The 20,586-nt window shown below is 67.9% G+C and carries 14 protein-coding genes; 7 read left to right on the forward strand and 7 right to left on the reverse strand.

From position 1 onward, the window contains the following. The 5 genes from HUV01_RS00460 to HUV01_RS00480 form a co-directional block, all read left to right on the forward strand. Positions 1-2,384, forward strand: a 2,384-nt coding sequence (locus HUV01_RS00460; protein WP_174296362.1) for a TonB-dependent receptor, incomplete at its 5' end; no start/stop codon positions are given. A gap of 145 nt (positions 2,385-2,529) precedes the next feature. Beyond that, complete coding sequence (locus HUV01_RS00465; protein ID WP_174296363.1) at positions 2,530-2,841, forward strand: ExbD/TolR family protein; 312 nt, start codon at positions 2,530-2,532, stop codon at positions 2,839-2,841. A gap of 514 nt (positions 2,842-3,355) precedes the next feature. Then, positions 3,356-4,606, forward strand: a complete 1,251-nt coding sequence (locus HUV01_RS00470) for a lipoprotein-releasing ABC transporter permease subunit (RefSeq protein WP_174296364.1) — start codon at positions 3,356-3,358, stop codon at positions 4,604-4,606. After that, positions 4,599-5,303, forward strand: coding sequence for an ABC transporter ATP-binding protein (locus HUV01_RS00475; RefSeq protein ID WP_174296365.1), 705 nt, complete (start codon positions 4,599-4,601; stop codon positions 5,301-5,303). The genes HUV01_RS00470 and HUV01_RS00475 overlap by 8 nt, the downstream gene beginning before the upstream one ends. Positions 5,304-5,430: 127 nt before the next feature. Next, the gene (locus HUV01_RS00480) at positions 5,431-5,910 is read left to right on the forward strand and encodes a glutathione peroxidase (RefSeq protein WP_174296366.1); all 480 of its coding nucleotides are present in this window, start codon (positions 5,431-5,433) and stop codon (positions 5,908-5,910) included. Between the two features lie 12 nt (positions 5,911-5,922). Here HUV01_RS00480 and HUV01_RS00485 read toward each other — a convergent pair whose 3' ends face one another. Continuing rightward, a complete protein-coding gene (locus HUV01_RS00485; RefSeq protein WP_174296367.1) occupies positions 5,923-6,480 on the reverse strand; it encodes an HdeD family acid-resistance protein in 558 nt (185 codons plus the stop codon). A 119-nt stretch (positions 6,481-6,599) separates the two neighbouring features. On the opposite strand from HUV01_RS00485, the gene dnaE reads away from it, so the two are divergent. Further along, on the forward strand, positions 6,600-10,202 hold the full coding sequence (gene dnaE / locus HUV01_RS00490; protein WP_174296368.1) for a DNA polymerase III subunit alpha: 3,603 nt from the start codon (positions 6,600-6,602) through the stop codon (positions 10,200-10,202). A gap of 106 nt (positions 10,203-10,308) precedes the next feature. Here dnaE and HUV01_RS00495 read toward each other — a convergent pair whose 3' ends face one another. From HUV01_RS00495 to rnd, 6 genes are all read right to left on the reverse strand, one after another. Next, positions 10,309-11,319 (reverse strand): glycosyltransferase family 4 protein, encoded by a 1,011-nt coding sequence (locus tag HUV01_RS00495; protein WP_217430856.1) that lies wholly within the window; start codon positions 11,317-11,319, stop codon positions 10,309-10,311. Next, positions 11,316-12,929, reverse strand: coding sequence for an alpha-amylase family glycosyl hydrolase (locus tag HUV01_RS00500; protein ID WP_174296369.1), 1,614 nt, complete (start codon positions 12,927-12,929; stop codon positions 11,316-11,318). Before HUV01_RS00500 ends, HUV01_RS00495 begins: the two co-directional genes overlap by 4 nt. Positions 12,930-12,933: 4 nt before the next feature. Then, the gene (locus HUV01_RS00505) at positions 12,934-14,325 is read right to left on the reverse strand and encodes a leucyl aminopeptidase family protein (RefSeq protein ID WP_174296370.1); all 1,392 of its coding nucleotides are present in this window, start codon (positions 14,323-14,325) and stop codon (positions 12,934-12,936) included. 1 nt (position 14,326) lies between these two features. After that, entirely contained in the window at positions 14,327-15,796 is a 1,470-nt protein-coding gene (locus tag HUV01_RS00510) for a serine hydrolase domain-containing protein (protein WP_254606278.1), read from the reverse strand. A 134-nt stretch (positions 15,797-15,930) separates the two neighbouring features. Beyond that, a complete protein-coding gene (rimO, locus tag HUV01_RS00515) occupies positions 15,931-17,295 on the reverse strand; it encodes a 30S ribosomal protein S12 methylthiotransferase RimO (RefSeq protein WP_174296372.1) in 1,365 nt (454 codons plus the stop codon). A 109-nt stretch (positions 17,296-17,404) separates the two neighbouring features. Further along, on the reverse strand, positions 17,405-18,571 hold the full coding sequence (rnd, locus tag HUV01_RS00520; RefSeq protein WP_174296390.1) for a ribonuclease D: 1,167 nt from the start codon (positions 18,569-18,571) through the stop codon (positions 17,405-17,407). Positions 18,572-18,724: 153 nt separating this feature from the next. On the opposite strand from rnd, the gene aspS reads away from it, so the two are divergent. After that, positions 18,725-20,572, forward strand: coding sequence for an aspartate--tRNA ligase (aspS, locus tag HUV01_RS00525; protein ID WP_174296373.1), 1,848 nt, complete (start codon positions 18,725-18,727; stop codon positions 20,570-20,572). The last annotated feature ends 14 nt before the right edge of the window (positions 20,573-20,586 follow it).

Genomic DNA, 20,586 nt, shown 5'->3' on the forward strand with positions numbered 1-20,586 from the left:
AGTCCACCGCGCCCGACGCGACCGGGGAAGCGGGTCGGCTGGGGCCGGCCCAGGCGGCCGGCGGCGACATCGTCGTCACCGCCCGCCGGCGATCCGAATCGGCGCAGGCGGTGCCGATCGCGCTGTCGGTGATCGGCGGCAAGGCGCTGGCCGAGACGGGCACGTATAATGTTGGCCGGCTGACGCAGCTCCAGCCCTCGCTCCAGTTCTATTCCACCAACCCGCGCAACTCGGCCGCCAACATCCGCGGGCTGGGCGCGCCGTTCGGCCTTACCAACGACGGGATCGAGCAGGGCGTCGGCATCTATGTCGACCAGGTCTATTACAGCCGCATCGCGTCGGCGACGTTCGACTTCACCGATACCGAGCGGATCGAGGTGTTGCGCGGGCCACAGGGCACGCTGTACGGCAAGAACACGACGGCGGGCGCGATCAACATCGTGACCCGCAAGCCGAGCTTCACGCCGGAGGCGCGCGTCGAGCTGACCGGCGGCAACTACGACTTCTTCCAGGGCAAGGCGTCCGTGTCCGGCCCGCTGATCGACGACAAGCTCGCCATCCGGCTGTCGACGTCGATCACCACGCGGCGGGGCACGATCTACAACACGCGCCTGAACGAGTATCAGAACAGCCAGGACAACCAGAGCTTTCGCGGCCAGCTGTTCTGGCAGGCGACGCCGCGGCTGGACGTGACGCTGTACGGCGACTTCAACCACCAGGACCCGAAGTGCTGCGTGCAATATTACGTCCGTACCGGATCGACCGAGCGGCCGCTGAACCGGCAATATGCGGCGCTGGCGGCGGCGCAGGGTTATCAGGTCCCGTCCACCAACGCCTTCGACCGGGTCGAGGACCTCGACGCCGTGCCGCGGGCGAAGCAGAAGATCGGCGGCACGTCGCTGGTCGCGAACCTGGACCTGGGGTTCGCGACGGTGACGTCGGTCACCGCCTGGCGGTTCTGGGACTGGGTGCCCAACAGCGACCGCGACTATATCGGCCTGCCGGTCACGACCGTGTCGGCCAACACGTCGCAGCAGCAGCAGGAGAGCCAGGAGGTGCGTCTGGCCTCCAACGGCAAGCACGCGATCGACTATGTCGTCGGCGCGTTCTACTTCCACCAGAACGTCGATACGCAAGGGCGGCAGGTTCAGGGGCCGGCGGCGAGCGCGTACCTGCTCAATCCGACGAGCGCGGACGGGCGCAACCCGGCGGTGCTCAACGGCCTGACCGCGACGACGCCCAACGGCCTGCGCAACACCAGCGCGGCGCTGTTCGGCAAGCTGACCTGGCACGCGACCGACCGGTTGCAGATCGCGCCGGGCATCCGGATCAACTACGACCAGAAGACCGGCTATTACAATTCGGTCGTGACGACGGGCACGGGGGCGGTGCTGAACTGCTCGCTGGCGGCGCAGGCGGTGACGGTGGTGAGGGACCAGTGCGGCGTGCTGTCTCCGCAGACCTATGATCCGCGGTTCCACAACTGGAACGTGTCGGGCGACGTGACCGTCGCCTATCTGGTCGCGCCCGACATCCACGCCTATGCGACCTTCGCGCGCAGCTACAAGTCGGGCGGCATCAACCTGTCGGGCCTGCCGCTCGACGTGAACAACCAGCCGTTCCTGTCCACCGCGACCGTCAAGCCGGAGAAGGTCAACCATTTCGAGCTCGGCCTGAAGACCCAGTTCCTCGACCGACGCGCGACGCTCAACCTCGCCGGCTTCTGGACCGACATCTACGACTATCAGGCGACCGTCACCAACGGCCAGCTGGGCCTGCTGCGCGGCTATCTCGCCAATGCCGAGCACGTCCGAACGCGGGGGCTGGAGGCGGACAGCGCGTTCCGGCCCACCGATCGGCTCAGCCTCTACGGCAACGGCGCCTATACCGACGCGAAGTACGTCCGCTTTGACGGTGCGCCGTGCCCGCCCGAGCTGTCGGGCGGCACGACGGTCGCGGCGGGCCAGACGCCCAGCCCCGCCGGCACGCCGGGCGGGTTCAGCCCCGCGAGCTGCGACATATCGGGTCAGGTGCTGCCCGGCGTGTCCAAATGGGCGTTCTCCTATGGCGCGGAGTACGACCTGCCGGCGCGGGTCGCCGGGCTCGATGGGCAGGTGTATGTCGGCTACGACGGCAGCTATCGCTCGCGCTTCTCGTCCAACCCGTCGGCGTCGGCCTATACCTATGTCGACGGCTATGCGCTCAGCAACTTCCGGCTGGGGTTCCGGTCGAGCGACCGGTGGAACGTGTTCGGCTGGGTCCGCAACGCGTTCGGCAAGAATTATTACGAGGTGCTGGCGATCCAGTCGGGCAGCACCGGGCTGGTGGTGGGCCAGCCGGGCGATCCGCGCACCTATGGCGCGACGATCTCGCGGACGTTCTGAGGGAGAGCGCGCCCATGCTCTCGCATCCCGTTCGTGCTGAGCTTGCCGAAGGTAATTGTATCGCTTGCCAACATGACAGCGGCGGGTCTTCGATTGGTGGTTAGCTGCCATTGCTGTTGATGCTTCTCGGCCGCATGATGTTCGCATGAAGAAATTGCTGTTGGCAGGCGCGCTTATCGGCGGCGCTGCGCCACTCGCCTCCTGCGTTCTGCAACGCGAAGAAGCCTCACCACTTATCATGAACGCACAGCGGGACGGCGAAGGCTGCCGCATTACCGTGAATGGTGAGCGCGTCACAAGCGAGCAGCTGGTTGAGCTTTCGCGTTCCACCAGCCGCAGGTTGGGGATCGTGCTTTACGATCGCGACACACCCTACAAGTGCATCGGTGGGGCAATCTATTCGCTTCAACGTGCGGGTTTGCGGCACGTTTACGCCGCACAATGGGGCGGCAGCTAACGTCCGCAATTGGGCGGAAGCGGACGGGCGGTTTGCAAGCTACGCCGTCGCTTTTTCGAAGCACCGTCCTTCGTCGCCCGGTGAGGGAGGGCAGAGCTTCGACAGGCTCAGCCTGGACGGAGAAGGGAAAAGTGATCGCCGCCGTCGAAGCCGCCATCGGACGGGTCGGCTTGGCCCCCCGCCGGCCGGTGGCGGCGACCAGGCTCGCCCCAACGGCAAACGCCCGGACCGTTGCCGATCCGGGCGCCTGCGTGACGATCGCTCGTCAGCCCCCTGGTCTTTCGGCCGCGCGTTGATCGCCGCGTACCGGAAGCTTCCCCGAACCCACGGCCCTTGCCTGTGTCTCGATGGACAGTGGCTACGCAGCGACGGGGCGCTTGTCACGGGGGGTGTGGTCGTTGCGTTGCCGATTGCCGCCACTCTGTGTCGCAAGCGCAACAGACGCCGGCATGTTGCCACCCCCCGGCCCGCGCCGTAGAGCGACGCGGTTCCTCCTGCCGGCATCTCCACACCCATGATCCTGTCTCGCTACGAACGGATGATCGCGCGGCGCTACATGCTGCCGGGGCGCGGCGAGCGGTTCATCGTCCTCATCGCGGGGTTCAGCCTGGTGGCGGTGATGCTGGGCGTCGCGGCGCTGGTGATCGTGATGAGCGTGATGAACGGCTTTCGCGCCGAGCTGTTCGACAAGATCGTCGGCGTGAACGGTCATGCGGTGATCCAGGGGATCGGCGGCCGGCTGGACGACTGGCAGCGCGTGGTGGCGCAGGCGAGGGCGACGCCCGGCGTCACGAGCGCGGTGCCGCTGATCGAGCAGCCGCTGATGACGAGCTACAACGGCCGGGTCGAGGCGGTGCTGGTGCGGGGGATGCGCGTGTCCGACATCCGCTCCAACGCCACGATCAACCGCAGGGTCGTGACGGGCAGCCTCTCGCGGCTGACCGCCGGCAGCGGCAACATCGCGATCGGCGCGCGGCTGGCGGAGTCGCTCGGCGCCGACATCGGCTCCGAGATATCGCTCATCAGTCCGCAGGGGCAGACGACGCCGTTCGGCACCGTGCCGCGCATCGTCAGCTATCGCGTGGCCGCCGTCTTCGAGATCGGCGTGTACGACTATGACAAGGCCTATGTCGTCATGCCGATGGCCGACGCCCAGCAGCTGCTGATGATGGGCGGCTCGGTCGGCATGGTCGAGGTGCAGACAAGGGACGCCGACCGCGTCGGGCCGATCCTGGAGCCGCTCCGGCGCCAGGTGGCGGGCGACGCGGTGGTGTCCGACTGGCGCCAGATGAACGCGCAGCTGTTCGAGGCGCTGGCGGTGGAGCGGGTCGTGATGTTCACGGTGCTGGCCATCATCATCCTGGTCGCGGCGTTCAACATCGCCTCGTCGCTCATCATGCTGGTGCGCGCCAAGACGCGCGACATCGCGATCCTGCGCACGATGGGGGCGACGCGCGGGGCGATGATCCGCATCTTCATGACGGTCGGGACGACGATCGGCGTGCTGGGCTGCCTGGCGGGGCTGGTGCTGGGCCTCGTCGCGCTGTTCTTCCGCCAAGGAGTGGTGAACGCCGTGCAGTTCGTGTCCGGCCAGAACCTGTGGGACCCCTCCATCCGCTTCCTGACCGAACTGCCGAGCAAGACCGATCCGGTCGAGGTCGTGGTCATCGTGATAATGACACTGACAATGACATTCCTCGCAACCCTATATCCAGCCTTCAAGGCGGCGAGCACCGACCCGGTCCAGGTACTGCGCTATGACTGAGCCGATCTCGGCGATCGGAGCGACCGAGCCGGTCCTTGCAACCCGCGGTCTGGCGCGCAGCTTCGTCCAGGGCGGACAGACGATCGAGGTGCTGCAAGGCGTCGACCTGTCGATCGCGCCCGGCGAGATCGTCGCGCTCCTCGGCGCCTCGGGATCGGGAAAGTCGACACTGCTCCAGGCGGTCGGCCTGCTGGAAGGAGGGTTCGCCGGGTCGATCCGCATCGGCGGGGTCGAGGCGGCGCAGCTCGATGCGCGCGGTCGCACGCTCGTGCGGCGCGACCGACTGGGCTTCGTGTACCAGTTCCACCACCTGCTGCCCGATTTCACCGCCGCCGAGAACGTCGTCCTGCCCCAGCTGGTCCGGGGCGCCGACCGGCCGGATGCGGATGCGCGCGCCGCCTCGCTGCTGACGACCCTGGGCCTCGGCCACCGGCTCACGCATCGGCCGGCGCAACTGTCGGGCGGCGAGCAACAGCGCGTCGCGGTCGCGCGCGCGCTCGCCAACCGGCCCGCGCTGGTGTTGGCGGACGAGCCGACCGGAAACCTAGACGAACATACCGCCGAGATCGTGCTGGCCGAGTTCCTGCGGCTGGTGCGCGAGGAAGGTTCCGCTGCGCTGGTGGCTACCCATAACGAGCGAATGGCGGCGAAGATGGATCGTGTGATGCGGCTGCACGAGGGAAGGCTTCGAGAATAGACGTCGGCATGAGCATGATCGCGCCGGCTGCCCGGGCTCGGTGCCGATGCTCTGGTCCGCCTCGTTGGGATAGACCGGCCGGCCGCGCGTTGGGCTGGTTCACCGCAGGCCGGTGTCAGGAGTTGCCATGGTTCCGATTGCCGACATCATCGTCCGCGCCGCCGATGGCGGTTCCGCATCGCTTGCCGCCCATGCCGGCAAGGTGCTGCTGATCGTCAACACCGCGTCCAGATGCGGGTTCACGCCGCAGTATGAAGGACTGGAGGCGCTGCACCGCGGCTATGCCGAACGCGGGTTCGAGGTGCTGGGCTTCCCGTGCAATCAGTTCGGCGGTCAGGAGCCGGGCGATGCGGCGCAGATCGCCAGCTTCTGCTCGTTGACCTACGACGTCACGTTTCCGCTCTTCGCCAGGATCGATGTGAACGGTAGCAACGCCGATCCGCTGTTCGAGCGGCTGAAGGCGGACGCGCCCGGATTACTGGGCACGAAAGCGATCAAATGGAACTTCACCAAGTTCCTGGTCGATCGCTCCGGCAAGGTCCGTGCGCGATATGCGCCGACGAGCAAGCCGCAAGCGATCAGGGTGGATATCGAGGCGCTCCTCTAGGCGGAAGCTGGTCTAGAGGGAGAAGGCCGGTGCCCCTGCACGATGGGCGGAAGCGGCACGTATCTCGCCGAAGCCCCCAAGCAACAGGCTGATCCCCAACAGCGTGCCGGGCAGCGTCAGCGCAGACCCCGGCATCGTGGCGAAGATCAGTACCGCCAGGATCACGTTGATCGCGCCCAGCGCCAGCATCAATCCGCGAGCGCGCTTGCGCCGAGCCGCCGCAATCAATTCCAGCACTCCACGTACTCCCAGCCAGACCGCGACCAGCACCGTCAGCGTCACTGCGCCCGACAGCGGAAAGGACGCGATCGATAATCCAATGATGAATGACAATATACCCGACAGGATCAGATACGTCTCGCGCCCGTGTCCGCGGCCCAGCGCACCGGCGGCGATCGTCGTGATGCCGATAGTCATCAGCAATGTGCCTACGACCAGCGTCGCCGCAAAGGTCGCGGGAAATGGCCATATCAGCGCCGCAACGCCCAGCGCGGCGGAGACGATGCCGACCGCCATCAGCCATCCCCAGCCGGCACCCGCGCCCTTTTTGGCCATCGTATCGATTACCATGGCACATCCTCCGACCGACATGATCGCACACGGCCAACGGTCGCCCGCAAACGTGGTTCCTGCCTCCGCCGGTCGGAAGCCGGGTTCCCCGAATCGCCGGGACGCCCCATAGAGTGGCGATGTCACACTCCGGGTTCGTGCCGCTCCGCGTCTTCTCCTGCTATACGATGCTGGACGGTGCCATCGAACCCAAGGCGATTGCGAAGCAGGCGGCGAAGCTCGGCTTTCCAGCGACCGCGCTGACCGACCGCAACGGACTTTACGCGGCGATGGCCTTTTCCGATGCGGCGGCGGCGATTGGCGTCCAGCCGATCATCGGCACGATGCTGGCGGTGGCGCGGCCCGGCATGCCCGCAGGCGTGGCGGCGCCGATCGACTGGCTTGCGCTCTATGCCCAGGACAAGCCCGGCTATGACAATCTGTGCGCGCTCGTCTCGATGGCACATCTCGATCGACCGGCGGAGCTTGTGGCGCATGTCGACCTGTCGCTTCTCGAAGGCCGTACCGAAGGACTGATCGCGCTCACGGCCGGTGGCGAGGGCGCGCTCGCAAGGCTGTTCGCCGAGGATCAGCCGGCGCGGGCGGAAGCCTATGCCGATCGACTGGAAACGTTGTTCCCCGGCCGGCTGTACGTGGAGATCGTGCGGCGCGACGATCCGGTGGAGACCGCCGCGGAAGGCGCGCTGATCGACCTTGCCTATGCGCGAAACCTGCCCCTCGTCGCGACCAACCCGTGCTGCTTCACCGACAGCGGCTTTGGTCAGGCGCACGACACGATGCTGTGCATCGCGCATTCGACCTATCTGGAGGCAGAGGACAGGCTGCGCAGCTGTTCCGAGGCGTGGATGAAACCCGCCAAGGCGATGGCAAGGCTGTTCGCCGACCTGCCCGAGGCGATCGCGAACACGCTGGTCGTGGCGCAACGGTGCGCGGTCGCGGCGCCCAAGAGGAAGCCGATCCTTCCAAGCCTCGCGGGCGATCCGGAGGCCGAAGCCGAAGCACTGCGCGTCGATGCGCGCGCAGGGCTTGAGGCACGGTTGCAGCGGATCGCGGACCTCAGGGGGCTCGCCTGCCCGATCTCCGCCAGCCCCGGGCCTGTCGAAGGGCGCCCTCCTTTGCACACCGGAGAAGACAGGCAGGGCTTCGACAAGCTCAGCCCGGGAGAACGGGGGGCCGTCCCGGCAGACTGGACGCAGCCCTATCGCGAGCGACTGGAGTTCGAGCTCGCCGTCATCATCCAGATGGGGTTTCCCGGCTATTTCCTGATCGTCGCCGACTTCATCAAGTGGGCCAAGGATCACGACATCCCGGTCGGACCGGGGCGCGGGTCGGGCGCGGGCAGCGTCGTCGCCTGGTCGCTGACGATCACCGATCTCGACCCGCTCGCGCTCGGCCTGCTGTTCGAGCGGTTCCTGAACCCCGAGCGCGTGTCGATGCCGGACTTCGACATCGACTTCTGCGAGACGCGGCGTGGCGAGGTGATCCGCTACGTTCAGGAAAAATACGGCCGCGACCAGGTGGCCCAGATCATCACGTTCGGCAAGCTGAAGGCGCGAGCCGTGCTGAAGGACACGGGCCGCGTGCTTCAGATGAGCTATGGGCAGGTCGACCGGCTGGCGAAGCTCGTGCCCAATCACCCGACCGATCCATGGACGCTGAAGCGTGCGATCGACGGCGTGTCGGAGCTGCACAAGGAGTATCGCAACGACGACGGCGTGCGTCGGCTGCTCGACCTGGCGATGAAACTGGAGGGGCTGCCGCGCCATTCGTCGACGCACGCCGCGGGCGTGGTGATCGGCGACCGGCCGCTTGCGCAGCTCGTGCCGCTGTTCCGCGATCCGCGGTCGGACATGCCCGTCACGCAGTTCGACATGAAATATGTCGAAGGCGCCGGGCTGGTGAAGTTTGACTTCCTTGGCCTCAAGACGCTGTCGGTGCTCCAGAAAGCCGTCCGGCTACTCGCCAAGCGTGGCGTCGCGATCGATCTGGATGCGCTGAGCTGGGACGACGAGCGCGTCTATCAGCTGCTCCAGCGGGGTGATACGGTCGGCGTGTTTCAGCTTGAGTCGGAAGGGATGCGCCGTACGCTTTCCGCTGTACGTCCGTCCAACTTCGGCGACATCATCGCGCTCGTGTCGCTTTATCGGCCAGGGCCGATGGACAGTATTCCAAGCTTTGGTCGCCGCAAGCAGGGCACCGAATCGATCGACTATCCGCACGCGCTACTCGAGCCGATACTAGCCGAGACGTACGGCATCTTCGTCTATCAGGAACAGGTGATGCAGGCGGCGCAGGTGCTCGCCGGCTTTTCGCTGGGCGGCGCAGACCTGCTGCGCCGCGCGATGGGCAAGAAGGTAAAGGCGGAGATGGACGCGCAGCGCGCCGGCTTCGTCGAGGGCTGTCGGACCGTCAACGGGATCGGGACCGCGGATGCCAATGCGCTGTTCGATCTGATCGACAAGTTCGCAGGCTATGGCTTCAACAAGAGCCACGCCGCCGCCTACGCACTGCTCGCCTATCAGACCGCCTGGCTGAAGGCGCATCATCCGCACGAGTTCTATGCCGCGTCGATGTGCTTCGACATGGACCAGACCGACAAGCTTGGGCTGTTCGTGGAGGATGCGAGGCGACTTGGCGTGGCGGTGCTCGGGCCTTGCATCAACGCCAGCGAGCCCGGTTTCGATGTCGAGGCGATCGACGAAGGGCTCGCGATCCGCTTTGCGCTCGCGGCTTTGAAGTCGGTCGGTGAAGGAGCGATGGAGCGGCTGGTCGCCGAACGGGCGGGGCGTGGGGCGTTCGCCTCGCTCGACGATCTGGCCGCGCGCGTCGATCCGCGACTGCTCAACAAGCGGCAGCTGGAGACGCTCGCCGCCGGCGGAGCCTTCGACGGCATCGATGCCAACCGCGCCGGCGTCCATGCCGCCGCCGAGACGATCCTGGCGGTCGCCACGCGCACGCAGGAGAGCCGCATCAGCGGTCAGGGAGGTCTCTTCGGATCGGAGAGTCAAGCCGGCGACGCGATCCGCCTCTCCGGATCGGTACGCTGGGATCTGCAGCAGCGGATGGAAGCGGAAAAGGAGGCGTTCGGCTTCTACTTTTCCGCGCATCCCGTAGACCGTCACCGTCATCTGGCGGCGATGCACGGCGCGCGCGCCTATGCGGCTTTGGGGGAACTGGCCATCCCGAGCGATGGCAGCCGCGCGGGCGCGACGATGGCGGCGCTGGTCGAGGACGCGCGCTGGCGCACCTCGGCAAGGGGCAAGCGGTATCTGATGGCGACGATGTCGGATGCGAGCGGCCAGTATGTCGCGACCTGCTTCGACGATGCGGTGGCGAAGGAGCTGGAGACGGCCGCAGCGGCGGGCGGCTGCGGGCTGGTCACCGTCGAACTCGATCGCCGGCCGGGCGAGGAGACCCCGCGGGTGACGGTACGCCGGATCCAGCCGTTCGAGGCGCTGGCCAGTACCGCGCGCTTCGTGATCGATGTCGACGTGGCCGATCCGGCGGCGTTCGCCCTGCTGGCAGGACTGCTGGACGATCACCGCGGCGCGCGCGGAGAGGTGCGGGCACAACTGACGCTTGTCGGCGGCGAGGAGGCGACGGTGTTGCTGGGCCGCGACTTCCTGCTTGATGCGGAGCTCGCCGGCCGGATCGAGGGCATCGCGGGGGTTACGGCGGCACGGCTGCGCGGTTCGGAGACGAGATTGTCGTTGGTGGGATAGGCAGCGGTCTCCACCTCCGCTCGTACCGAGCCCGTCAGAGCATCGTCCTTCTTCGAAGCGACGGGCGCCCTTCGAAGAAGCTCAGGGCAAACGGATGTGGGGTGGATCAACCCCGCAGTATCTCTTGGTACAGCGTCACATACCGATCCGCCATTCGCCCGACCGTGAACCGCTCCGCCACTCTCGCCCGGCAGGCGCTGCGGTCGATCTCGCCGATCCGGCCGACCGCTGCCACCGCTTCCTCCACCGAGCCGACGAGGAAGCCGGTGATGCCGTCCTCGATCAGTTCGGGCATCGAGCCCCGGTCGAAGGCGATCACCGGCGTGCCGCAGGCCATCGCCTCGACCACTGACAGTCCAAACGGCTCATCGAAGCCGATCAGGTGGAGGAGGGCGCGAGCGTGGCCGAGCGTACGCACCCGCTCGTCGCCGCCGACCGGGCCGCGGAAGATCACCCGGTCGCCATCGATATGCGGGGCCACCTCGCGGTCGTGATAGCCGGCATCCTGGACGATCCCGGCGATCACCAGCCGACGCCCGCTTGCCTGCGCCACCGCCACCGCCTCCTTCGCGCCCTTGTCGGGGTGGATGCGGCCGAAGAACAGCAGGTCGTCGCTGCCGACCGGGTCGAACGCGAAGTCGTCCAGCGGAATGCCGTGGTGGATCGTGGCGGCATAGCGCAACGTCGGGTGCCGGTCGGCCTCGCTGATCGCGACGTAGTTCACGCGATCTTGATAGGGCGCGTACATCGGCAGTATGCGTCCGGACGAGAAGCCGTGGATCGTCGTGACCATGGGTGTATCCACCAGCCCGGAAAAGGCATGGGCAGGGAAATCGGCTTGGTTGTGGATCAGGTCGAACTCGTCCGCGCGCTCGAACAGATGGGCGAGATGACGCATCTCCCACACTTTCGCGTCGATGGCCGGGTCGTCGGAATATGGATGGGGCACGACGCCGGCAAGCGTACCGGTCGTGTGGCTGTCGAGTGTCGCGAAGAGGGTCACGTCGACGCCGCGCGCGACCAGCGCCTCGGTCAGAAGGCTGGTGACGAGCTCCCACGGACCATAGGCGCGCGGCGGCGTGCGCCAGGCGATCGGCGCGAGCATGGCTATCTTCACGGGCGTGCAGTTCCCCAGATCACGCCTTGGTCGGGAGCAAGGTGTCCAGGATCGACGTTGGCGTGGCCGGTGACGAGCAGAGGCTGCATGGAACGGACCCAGTCAGGCACGTCGAACCGCGCTGGCTCTCCGGACAGGTTGAGCGCCACCAGCATCCGCTCCTCGCCCAGCCGGCGTTCGTAGAGCAGGGCTTCGCCGCCGCCGGACAGCAGCGACACTGTCCCCGACACCAGCGCGGGCCGCTCGCGCCGCAGACCCAGCAGCGCGCGGGTCAGCGACAGCATGGAGCCGGGATCACTCTCCTGCGTCGCGACGTTGCAGGTGGTCGCCTCCGTCGATACCGGCAGCCACGGCTCTCCGGTCGTGAAGCCCGCGCCGGGGCTCGCGTCCCACGCCATCGGCAGCCGCGCCTCGTCGCGGTTGAAGGCGGCGCCCGGCTCGCGCAGCGCCTGCGGATCGCGGACGCTGTCGGGCGGGACCGCCTCGCCCGCCAGACCCAGCTCGTCTCCATAGTATATCGTCGGCGTGCCGCGCAGCGTCAGTAGCAGCATCATGGCGATCCGCGCCTGCGCCGCGCCGATCCGGGCGGCGATACGGGGCTGGTCGTGGTTGCTCAGGACCCAGTTCGGCCAGGCACCCTCGGGCAGCGCCGATTCATACTCCTCCACGATCGCCGCCACCGATCGCGCCGTCCACCGTACCCCGATCAGCCGGAAGTTGAACGGCAGATGGACTTCCGGGTGTTCGGAGTTTCCGTAATAGGTCATCAGCCGATCGTAGGGCAGGTAGATCTCGCCGATCAGGACGCGATCCCTGCCATCCACCGCCGCCGCCTCGTCGGCGACTTGCCGCATCTCTGCCGCGATCGCGTGGACCTCGGGCTGGTCGGTCGAGTGGTGCTGGATCACCCGGTCGCGATCGCGCACGCCGGGCGTCCAGTCCGGGTTGGCCGGATTGTCCGGGAAATCGGCGTGTTTCATCAGATGCCAGAGCACGTCGATCCGGAACCCGTCGATCCCGCGCGCGAACCAGAAGCGCAGGACCTTCATCATCGCTGCGCGCAGGTCGGGGTTGCGCCAGTTCAGGTCGGGTTGCTCCTTCAGGAACGCGTGGAGATAATACTGTCCGGTCGCCGCGTCCCATTCCCAGGCCGAACCGCCGAAGTCGCTGGTCCAGTTGTTGGGTGGTCCGCCGTTCGAGCCTGGGTCGTGCCAGATGTACCAGTCACGCCTGCGATCGATGCGCGACGACCGGCTTGCGCGGAACCACGGATGCTCGCTCGAGCTATGGTTGGGCACCAGATCAAGCAGCACGCGCAGGCCCCGATCGTGCGCCGCGGCGATCAGCGCGTCGAGGTCGCCGAGCGACCCGAAGATCGGGTCCACGTCGCGGTAATCGGCGACGTCATAGCCGAAGTCCGCCATCGGCGACGTGAAGATCGGGGACAGCCAGAGCGCGTCCACGCCGAGGTCGCGCAGGTAGTCCAGCCGGGCTACGGTGCCGCGCAGGTCGCCTATCCCGTCGCCGTCGCTGTCCTGGAACGAGCGTGGATAGATCTGGTAGATCGTCGCTGTCTGCCACCAGCGGGCCGCGGGAACGGGCGAGATCATCGCTTCATGACCGCTGGCCGTACCGCGCCTCCAGCAACCGGAAAGAGGCCCTCAGTCCATAGGCCTCGCCGCCCTTGGGCCGGCCAGGCCTGGCGACCGGGCGCCACGCGAAGGTGTCGAGATGCGCCCAGGCGATGTCTGCGGGCACGAAGCGTTGCAGGAACAGCGCCGCCGTCACCGCGCCGGCGAAGCCGCTGTCGGGCGCGTTGACGAGGTCGGCGACATCGGACTTCAGCATGTCCTCATACCCGCGCCATAGCGGCAGCCGCCAAAGCGGGTCGCCGACCTCCTCGCCGGCCGCCAGCAGCTCGGCCGCCAGACGGTCGTCGTTGGCGAAGGCGGCGGGCAGGTCCGGCCCCAGCGCCACGCGTGCCGCGCCGGTCAAAGTGGCGAAATCGAGGATCAGCTCCGGCACCTCCTCCGCCGCCCGCGCCAGCGCATCGGCCAGGACGAGTCGCCCCTCGGCGTCGGTATTCGTGTTCTCCACCGTCGGCCCCAATCGCGACGGCAGCACGTCACCCGGACGAAAGGCGTTGCCGGAAATCGCATTCTCCACCGCCGGGATCAGCAGGTGCAGCCGCACCGGCAGCGCGGCGTCCATCACAAGCCCGGCGAGCGCCAGCGCATGCGCGGCGCCGCCCATGTCCTTCTTCATCAGCCGCATGCCCGCCGACGACTTGATATCGAGCCCGCCCGAGTCGAAGCACACGCCCTTGCCTACGATCGCGACACGCGGATGGGCGAGGTCGCCCCAGAAGAGCTCGATCATCCGCGGCTCGCGGCCGCTGGCGGCAGCCTGACCGACGATGTGGACCATGGGGAAACTCAGGCGAAGCGCGTCCCCGCGCGTCACGACGATATCGGCACCATGCGCCGTTGCCAGCGCCTCGGCGGCACCTTCCAGCTCGGCCGGTCCCAGATCGGCCGCGCCGGTGTCGACGAAGTCGCGGACGCTCGCCGTCGCCGCCACGAGCCGAAGCACCTGCGCGATCCGTACCGGCTCGCCGGTCAGGAGCACACGCGGCCCGCGGTCGTCGTCACGGCCGCGGTAGCGGGCGAAGCGATGCTGCGCGAGTGCCCAGCCGAACGCCGCCATCCCAGGCTCGCGTCCCGCGAGGCGGTAGGTATCGGCCGGGAGTGTTTCCGCCAGTTTCGCGAGCGGCCACAGCATGTCGTCGGGCGTGGCGATGGCGAGCGCGGACCAATCCTCCGCTTCCTCGCCGGGCAGTATGGCGGTCGTACCCGCCTTGCCGGCCACCCGGTGCGCGGCAATCGCGGCGCGGATGCGCTGCGGCTGGCGGGTCAGCCAGTCGTCCCAGCCGTCAGGCTCGACAAGCACGATCGTGCGCGCGGGCTGACCATGATCGGGTCGAAGCGTCGCCTCGAGATCGGTCATGTCAGCTGGAGGGCATCACGAGGAACTGCTCGTATTTCCCGCCCGCGCCTGGCTCGGCATAGCTGACGATTGCGAGCGTCCGGCCAGGATAGGTCACGCGGTAGTTGCGGTTGACGAACCCGCCGCGCAGCTTCGCCGGGCCGGTCGGCTCGAAGCCGGTGGGCCTGCCCAGCGGACCAAGGCTCGCCCGATAGTCGGCGAGAGCGGTCGGCGTGAAGTAGAAGTTCGAGTTCGCAGTCATCGTCGACCGGTCGAGCGTACCGGCGCGCAACGCATCGAACACCGCGCGGGCGTGGATCGCGGCCATGGCGTCGTCCAGCCCGGCGGCGGGAGCGGGAGCGGGCAGCACGACCTTGTAGACGCTCGCGGCGATGCCCTTGTACGCGTCGGAGAAGTCGGCGTTGGTGAAGACGATCACCGCCGCGCGATCGTCGGGATAGACGATGTTCTCCGTCAGGAACCCGACCGCCTCGCCACTATGCTCGACGAAGCGGCGCCCGTCCCGGTTGACGCCGACGTCCACGCCCAGGCCGTAGCCGGTATCCTTCCCCTTGTCTGGCCCGTCGGCGAGCTTGATCGCGGTCTCCTGCGCCTGCCAGTCCGCCGGCGAGAGCAGCGTCCGATCGATGCGGGCGATGTCCCATTTGGCGAGGTCGCTCGCGCTCATCGCCAGCTCGCCGGCCGCGAACAGCCAGCCGTGCGCCGCCGGCCGCTCGACGCGGACGGGGCCTAGCGCGAACCGCTCATAGCCTTGCGGATAGCCTGCGCCGGTCGCCAGGTCCTGATCGACGGCGCGGATGTCCAGCGGCCGGAACACGCGCCGCTGGAGGAAGGCGAGCAGCGGTTCGCCCGCCACGCGCTCCACGATCAGCCCGGCGACGACATAGCCTGTGTTCGAATACTGCCATTGCGTCCCGGGCTGGAAATCGAGCGGCTTCCTGGCCCATCGGGCGACGATGGCCTGGGGTGTGGTCGGCCGCGCCATGTCGGCAAAGCCATAGTCCTGTGGCCAGTAATCCTGGAGCCCCGACGTGTGCGACAGCAGTTGGCGGATCGTGATCCGATCGCCCTGCGTCACGCCGGGCACGTATTTCGCGACGGTGTCGTCAAGGCTCAGCTTGCGGTCGCGGGCGAGCAGCAGGATCGCGGCGGCGGTGAACTGCTTGGAGATCGACGCGATCTGGTATGGCAGCGCGGGCGTCGCGACAGGGATCGCCTCCGACGCCTTGCCATAGGCGCGCGTGAACACGAGCCGGTCGCCGCGCACCACCGCGATGGAGGCGGACGGAACGCCGGTCCTGGCGAGCGCGGTGGCGACGATCCCGTCGATCCTCGCCGATTCGGCAGGCGTGATCGCCTGCGCCGCGAGTGTTGCAGGGGTGAGAAGCGCCAGTGCGGGAAGGAACCGGCGGATGAAACGGACACGCGTGGGGAAAGGCGACCCTCTCGCCTCGTCTTGCGCGCTCCTCACGGATCGGGCGGGCCGGAAGTTCGGGCATGGGCGGGAGGGCATTGGCGACATGACGTCGACGATGGCAGAAATCACCGGGGCAGGACAGCCGGCTTGCAACTGGCGCGTGACGGTCGCGATCCGAGCTCGACTGATCACCAATCCGCGACCGGCGCTCCATAGAGGTCGTGCTCGTCGGCGTCCTCGATCTCGACCGACACGATCTCGCCGACCGTCAGATGGCCGGCGTCGCGTAGGAAGACCTGGCCATCGATCTCGGGCGCGTCGGCCTGGCTTCGGCCCGTCGCGCCCTCTTCGCCGACCTCGTCGATGATGACGGGCAGGGTGCGGCCGACCTTGCGCTGGAGCTTCGCGGCGCTGATCGCAGCCGTCTTCTCCATCACGCGGGCGTAGCGTTCCTCCTTCACCGCCTCCGGTACCGGATCGGGGAGATCGTTCGCCGCGGCGCCCGCCACCGGCTCGAACCGGAACGCGCCGACGCGATCGAGCTGCGCCTCGTCCAGCCAGTCGAGCAGGTACGCCACATCATCCTCGGTCTCCCCGGGGAAACCGATGACGAAGGTCGAGCGGATCGCGATGTCGGGACAAATGCCGCGCCAGCCACGGATGCGTTCCAGCACCTTAGCATCGTTGGCCGGCCGCTTCATGCGGCGCAGCACGGCGGGGGACGCGTGCTGGAACGGGATGTCGAGATACGGCAGCACCAGCCCTTCCGCCATCAGCGGGATGACGTGGTCGACGTGCGGATATGGATATACGTAGTGGAGCCTGACCCAGCCTTGCACCTGGGCGACGATCCGCCCGAGTTCGCGCGACAGGTCGGTCATGTGCGCCCGGACCGCTCCGCCCGATTTCAGCGGGTAGTCGGCGTGGCGCAGGTCGAGGCCATAGGCGCTGGTGTCCTGGCTGATGACCAGCAGCTCGCGCGTTCCCGCCGCCACCAGCTTCTCCGCCTCGCGCAGGATCGCATGGGGCGGCCGGCTGGCGAGGTCGCCGCGCAGGGACGGGATGATGCAGAAGGAGCAACGGTGATTGCAGCCCTCCGAAATCTTGAGGTAGCTGTAATGGCGCGGCGTGAGCTTGAGGTCGGTCTGTTCGACTGCGCCGCCCGGCACGAGGTCGAGGTACGGCGATCGTGTGGCCGGCGCCGCCTGGTGCACCGCCGTCACCACCTGTTCGTACTGGTGTGCCCCCGTCACCGCCAGCACGCCGGGGAAGCGCGCGCGGATCGTCTCCGCCTCGGACCCCATGCAGCCCGTCACGATGACGCGGCCGTTCTGCGCGACCGCCTCGCCGATTGCCTCCAGACTCTCCTCCTTGGCGCTGTCGAGGAAGCCGCAGGTGTTGACCAGCACCACGTCCGCGCCGGCATAGTCGGCGCTCATCGCATAGCCGTCGGCGCGCAGCCGCGTCAGGATGCGCTCGGAGTCCACCAGGTTCTTGGGACAGCCGAGCGATACCATGCCGACACGCGGCGGGGAGGGAAGGACAGTGGCCATGGGTAATCCGATATAGGGCAAAGGGGTATTGCGTGCCAGCGCGCCGGCTTCACCTCGCGTCGCCCGTTCGAGCGGGATGACCACCAAACAGCTCCCCCGTGACGGGTCGTTACTCCGCCCGCGTCATCGCCAGCCGGCCGTCTTTCACCGCAAAGGCCAGCCTTCCCTCCACCAGGTCTAGCGCGTCGCGGCCGAACTGGTCGTGGCGCCATCCCTCCAGCATCGCGAGCCCCGTGCGCTGCCCCGCGGCCAGCGATTCCAGCTCGTCGGAACGGGCGAGCAGGCGCGGCGCGACGTCGATCTCCTTAGCGCGGATCTTCAGCAGCAGCTTCAGCAGGTCCGCGACCAGCGCGCCGTCCTTGCCGAGCCCCGGTTTGCGGTCCTCGCGCGGGGGCAGCTCGTCGGCGGCCATCGGTGCGGCGGTCTCCAGCGCGGCCATCAGCCGACCGCCGATGTCGTTGGTCGCCCAGTTCGGCGACAGTCCGCGCACCTTGGCGAGGTCCGCCTGCCGGCGCGGGAAATGGCCGGCGAGGTCGGCGAGCGTCTCGTCCTTGACGATGCGTCCGCGTGGCAGGTCTTTGCCCCTGGCCTCCAGCTCGCGCCAGCGGGCGAGCGCCTTCAGCCGGCCGAGCACGTCCGCCTTGCGGGAGGGCACGCGCACCCGCTTCCAAGCCTCGTCGGGGTCGTTGGCATAGTTGGCGGGGTCGCCCAGCCGCTCCATCTCCTGGTCCAGCCAGGCGCCGCGCCCCGTCTTGCGTAGCCGGGCGAGCATCTTGGGGAAGATCGCCGCGAGGTGTGTGACATCGCCGATCGCATATTCGATCTGCCGCGCATCGAGTGGCCGGCGAGCCCAGTCGGTGAAGCGCGCGCCCTTGTCGATCGTGATGCCCAGCCAGCTGTCGACGAGGTTCGAATAGCCGATCTGCTCGCCCTGGCCGAGCGCCATCGCCGCCACCTGCGTGTCGAACAGCGGGTGCGGCGTCTTGCCCGTCAGGTTGTAGACGATCTCCAGATCCTGCCCGCCGGCGTGGAAGACCTTCAGCACGTCCTCGTTGTCGACCAGGAGGTCGAGCAGCGGCTTGAGGTCCAGCCCCGGCGCGAGCGGATCGATGGCGGCCGCCTCATGCTCGTCGGCGACCTGGATCAGGCAGAGCAGCGGCCAGAACGTGCTCTCGCGCATGAACTCGGTATCGACGGTGACGAAGCCGGCCTTTGCCCAGCGGGCGCATAGATCGGCAAGGGTGGCGGTATCGGTGACGAGCGGGTGGATGTGCATGGGGGCGGCATAGCGGGCCGGCGGCGGGTTGACAAAGATGCCTTGCACCATGTCACCCCGGGCTTGACCCGAGCTCCCGCTTTGTCCAGCCGTCCCGCCCGAAGACGCGGGACCCCGGTTCAAGGCCGGGGTGACGAAGAAGAGAGAACGATCATGCACGCCTACCGCACCCACCATTGCGCCGCGCTAGACGCCGACGCCGTCGGCGAGAGTGTCCGCCTGTCGGGATGGGTGCATCGCAAGCGCGATCACGGCGGGCTGCTGTTCGTCGACCTTCGCGACCATCACGGGATCACGCAGATCGTCGCCGACGCCGACTCGCCGATGCTACCCGTGCTGGAGCAGCTGAGGGTCGAGTCGGTCGTGACGGTCGACGGCACCGTCAAGCGCCGGTCGGAGGCGACGGTGAACCCCGCTCTCGCGACCGGCGAGATCGAGGTGTTCGCGACCGGCGTGACGGTCCAGTCCGCCGCGCAGGAACTGCCGCTGCCCGTGTTCGGGGAGGCCGAATACCCCGAGGACATCCGGCTGCGCTATCGCTTCCTCGACCTGCGCCGCGAGCGGCTGCACGCCAATCTGATGCTGCGGTCGGCGGTGATCGCCTCGATCCGCCAGCGGATGATCGGCCAGGGCTTCACCGAGTTCCAGACGCCGATCCTGACCGCCTCGTCGCCCGAGGGCGCGCGAGACTATCTGGTGCCCAGCCGCGTCCATCCCGGCAGGTTCTATGCGCTGCCGCAGGCGCCGCAGATGTTCAAGCAGCTGCTGATGGTCGCGGGGTTCGACCGCTATTTCCAGATCGCGCCGTGCTTCCGCGACGAGGATGGCCGCGCCGACCGCTCGCCCGGCGAGTTCTACCAGCTCGATTTCGAGATGAGCTTCGTGACGCAGGAGGACGTCTTCGCCGCGATCGAGCCGGTGCTCCACGGCATCTTCGAGGAGTTCGCCGGCTGGCGCGAGGCCAAGGGGCGGGGCGGGGCGCGGCACGTCTCGCCGCTGCCGTTCCGGCGCATCCCCTATGCCCTGTCGATGCTGCGCTACGGCAACGACAAGCCCGACCTGCGCAACCCGATCCTAATCTCGGACGTGAGCGATCAGTTCGCCGGCTCGGGCTTCGGCCGGTTCGCCTCGATCGTCGAGGCGGGCGACGTGGTGCGCGCGATCCCCGCGCCCGGCACGGCCGACCGCAGCCGCAAGTTCTTCGACGACATGAACAGCTGGGCTCAGGGAGAGGGGTTCGCCGGGCTCGGCTACGCGACACGCAAGGGCGGGGAGTGGGGTGGCCCGATCGCCAAGAACCACGGCGAGGCGAGGATGACCGCGATGGCCGACGCGCTCGGCCTCGGCCCCGACGACGGGCTGTTCTTCGCGGCGGGGAAGGCGGCCCAGGCTGCGCGGCTCGCCGGGCTCGCGCGTACCCGCGTCGGCGAGCAGCTCGGCCTGATCGACCCCGACCGGTTCGAGTTCTGCTGGATCGTCGACTTCCCAATGTTCGAATGGGACGAGGAGAACCGCAAGGTCGATTTCAGCCACAACCCGTTCTCGATGCCGCAGGGCGAGATGGCGGCGCTGGAGGACAAGGACCCGCTGGATATCCTGGCGTACCAGTACGACATCGTGTGCAACGGCGTGGAGCTGTCGTCGGGCGCGATCCGCAATCACAGGCCGGAAATCATGTACAAGGCGTTCGAGATCGCGGGCTACACGCGAAAGGACGTCGACCGCGACTTCGCCGGTATGATAAACGCCTTCAAATATGGCGCGCCGCCGCATGGCGGCTCGGCCCCCGGCATCGACCGGATCGTCATGCTGCTGGCGGGCGAGCCCAATATCCGCGAGGTGGTGCTGTTCCCGATGAACCAGCGCGCGGAGGACCTGATGATGGGAGCCCCGAACGTGGCGACGCCCAAGCAGCTGCGCGAGCTTCACCTCCGGTCGACGGCGGAGGCGCCCGCGGGCGCGGCGGAGCTCGACCGGGCGGTGGCGCCCAAGGCGGGGTAGGCGATCCTCGTCCG

The sequence above is a fragment of the Sphingomonas bacterium genome, assembly GCF_903643035.1.
In the GTDB taxonomy this organism is placed as follows: Bacteria; Pseudomonadota; Alphaproteobacteria; order Sphingomonadales; family Sphingomonadaceae; genus Sphingomonas.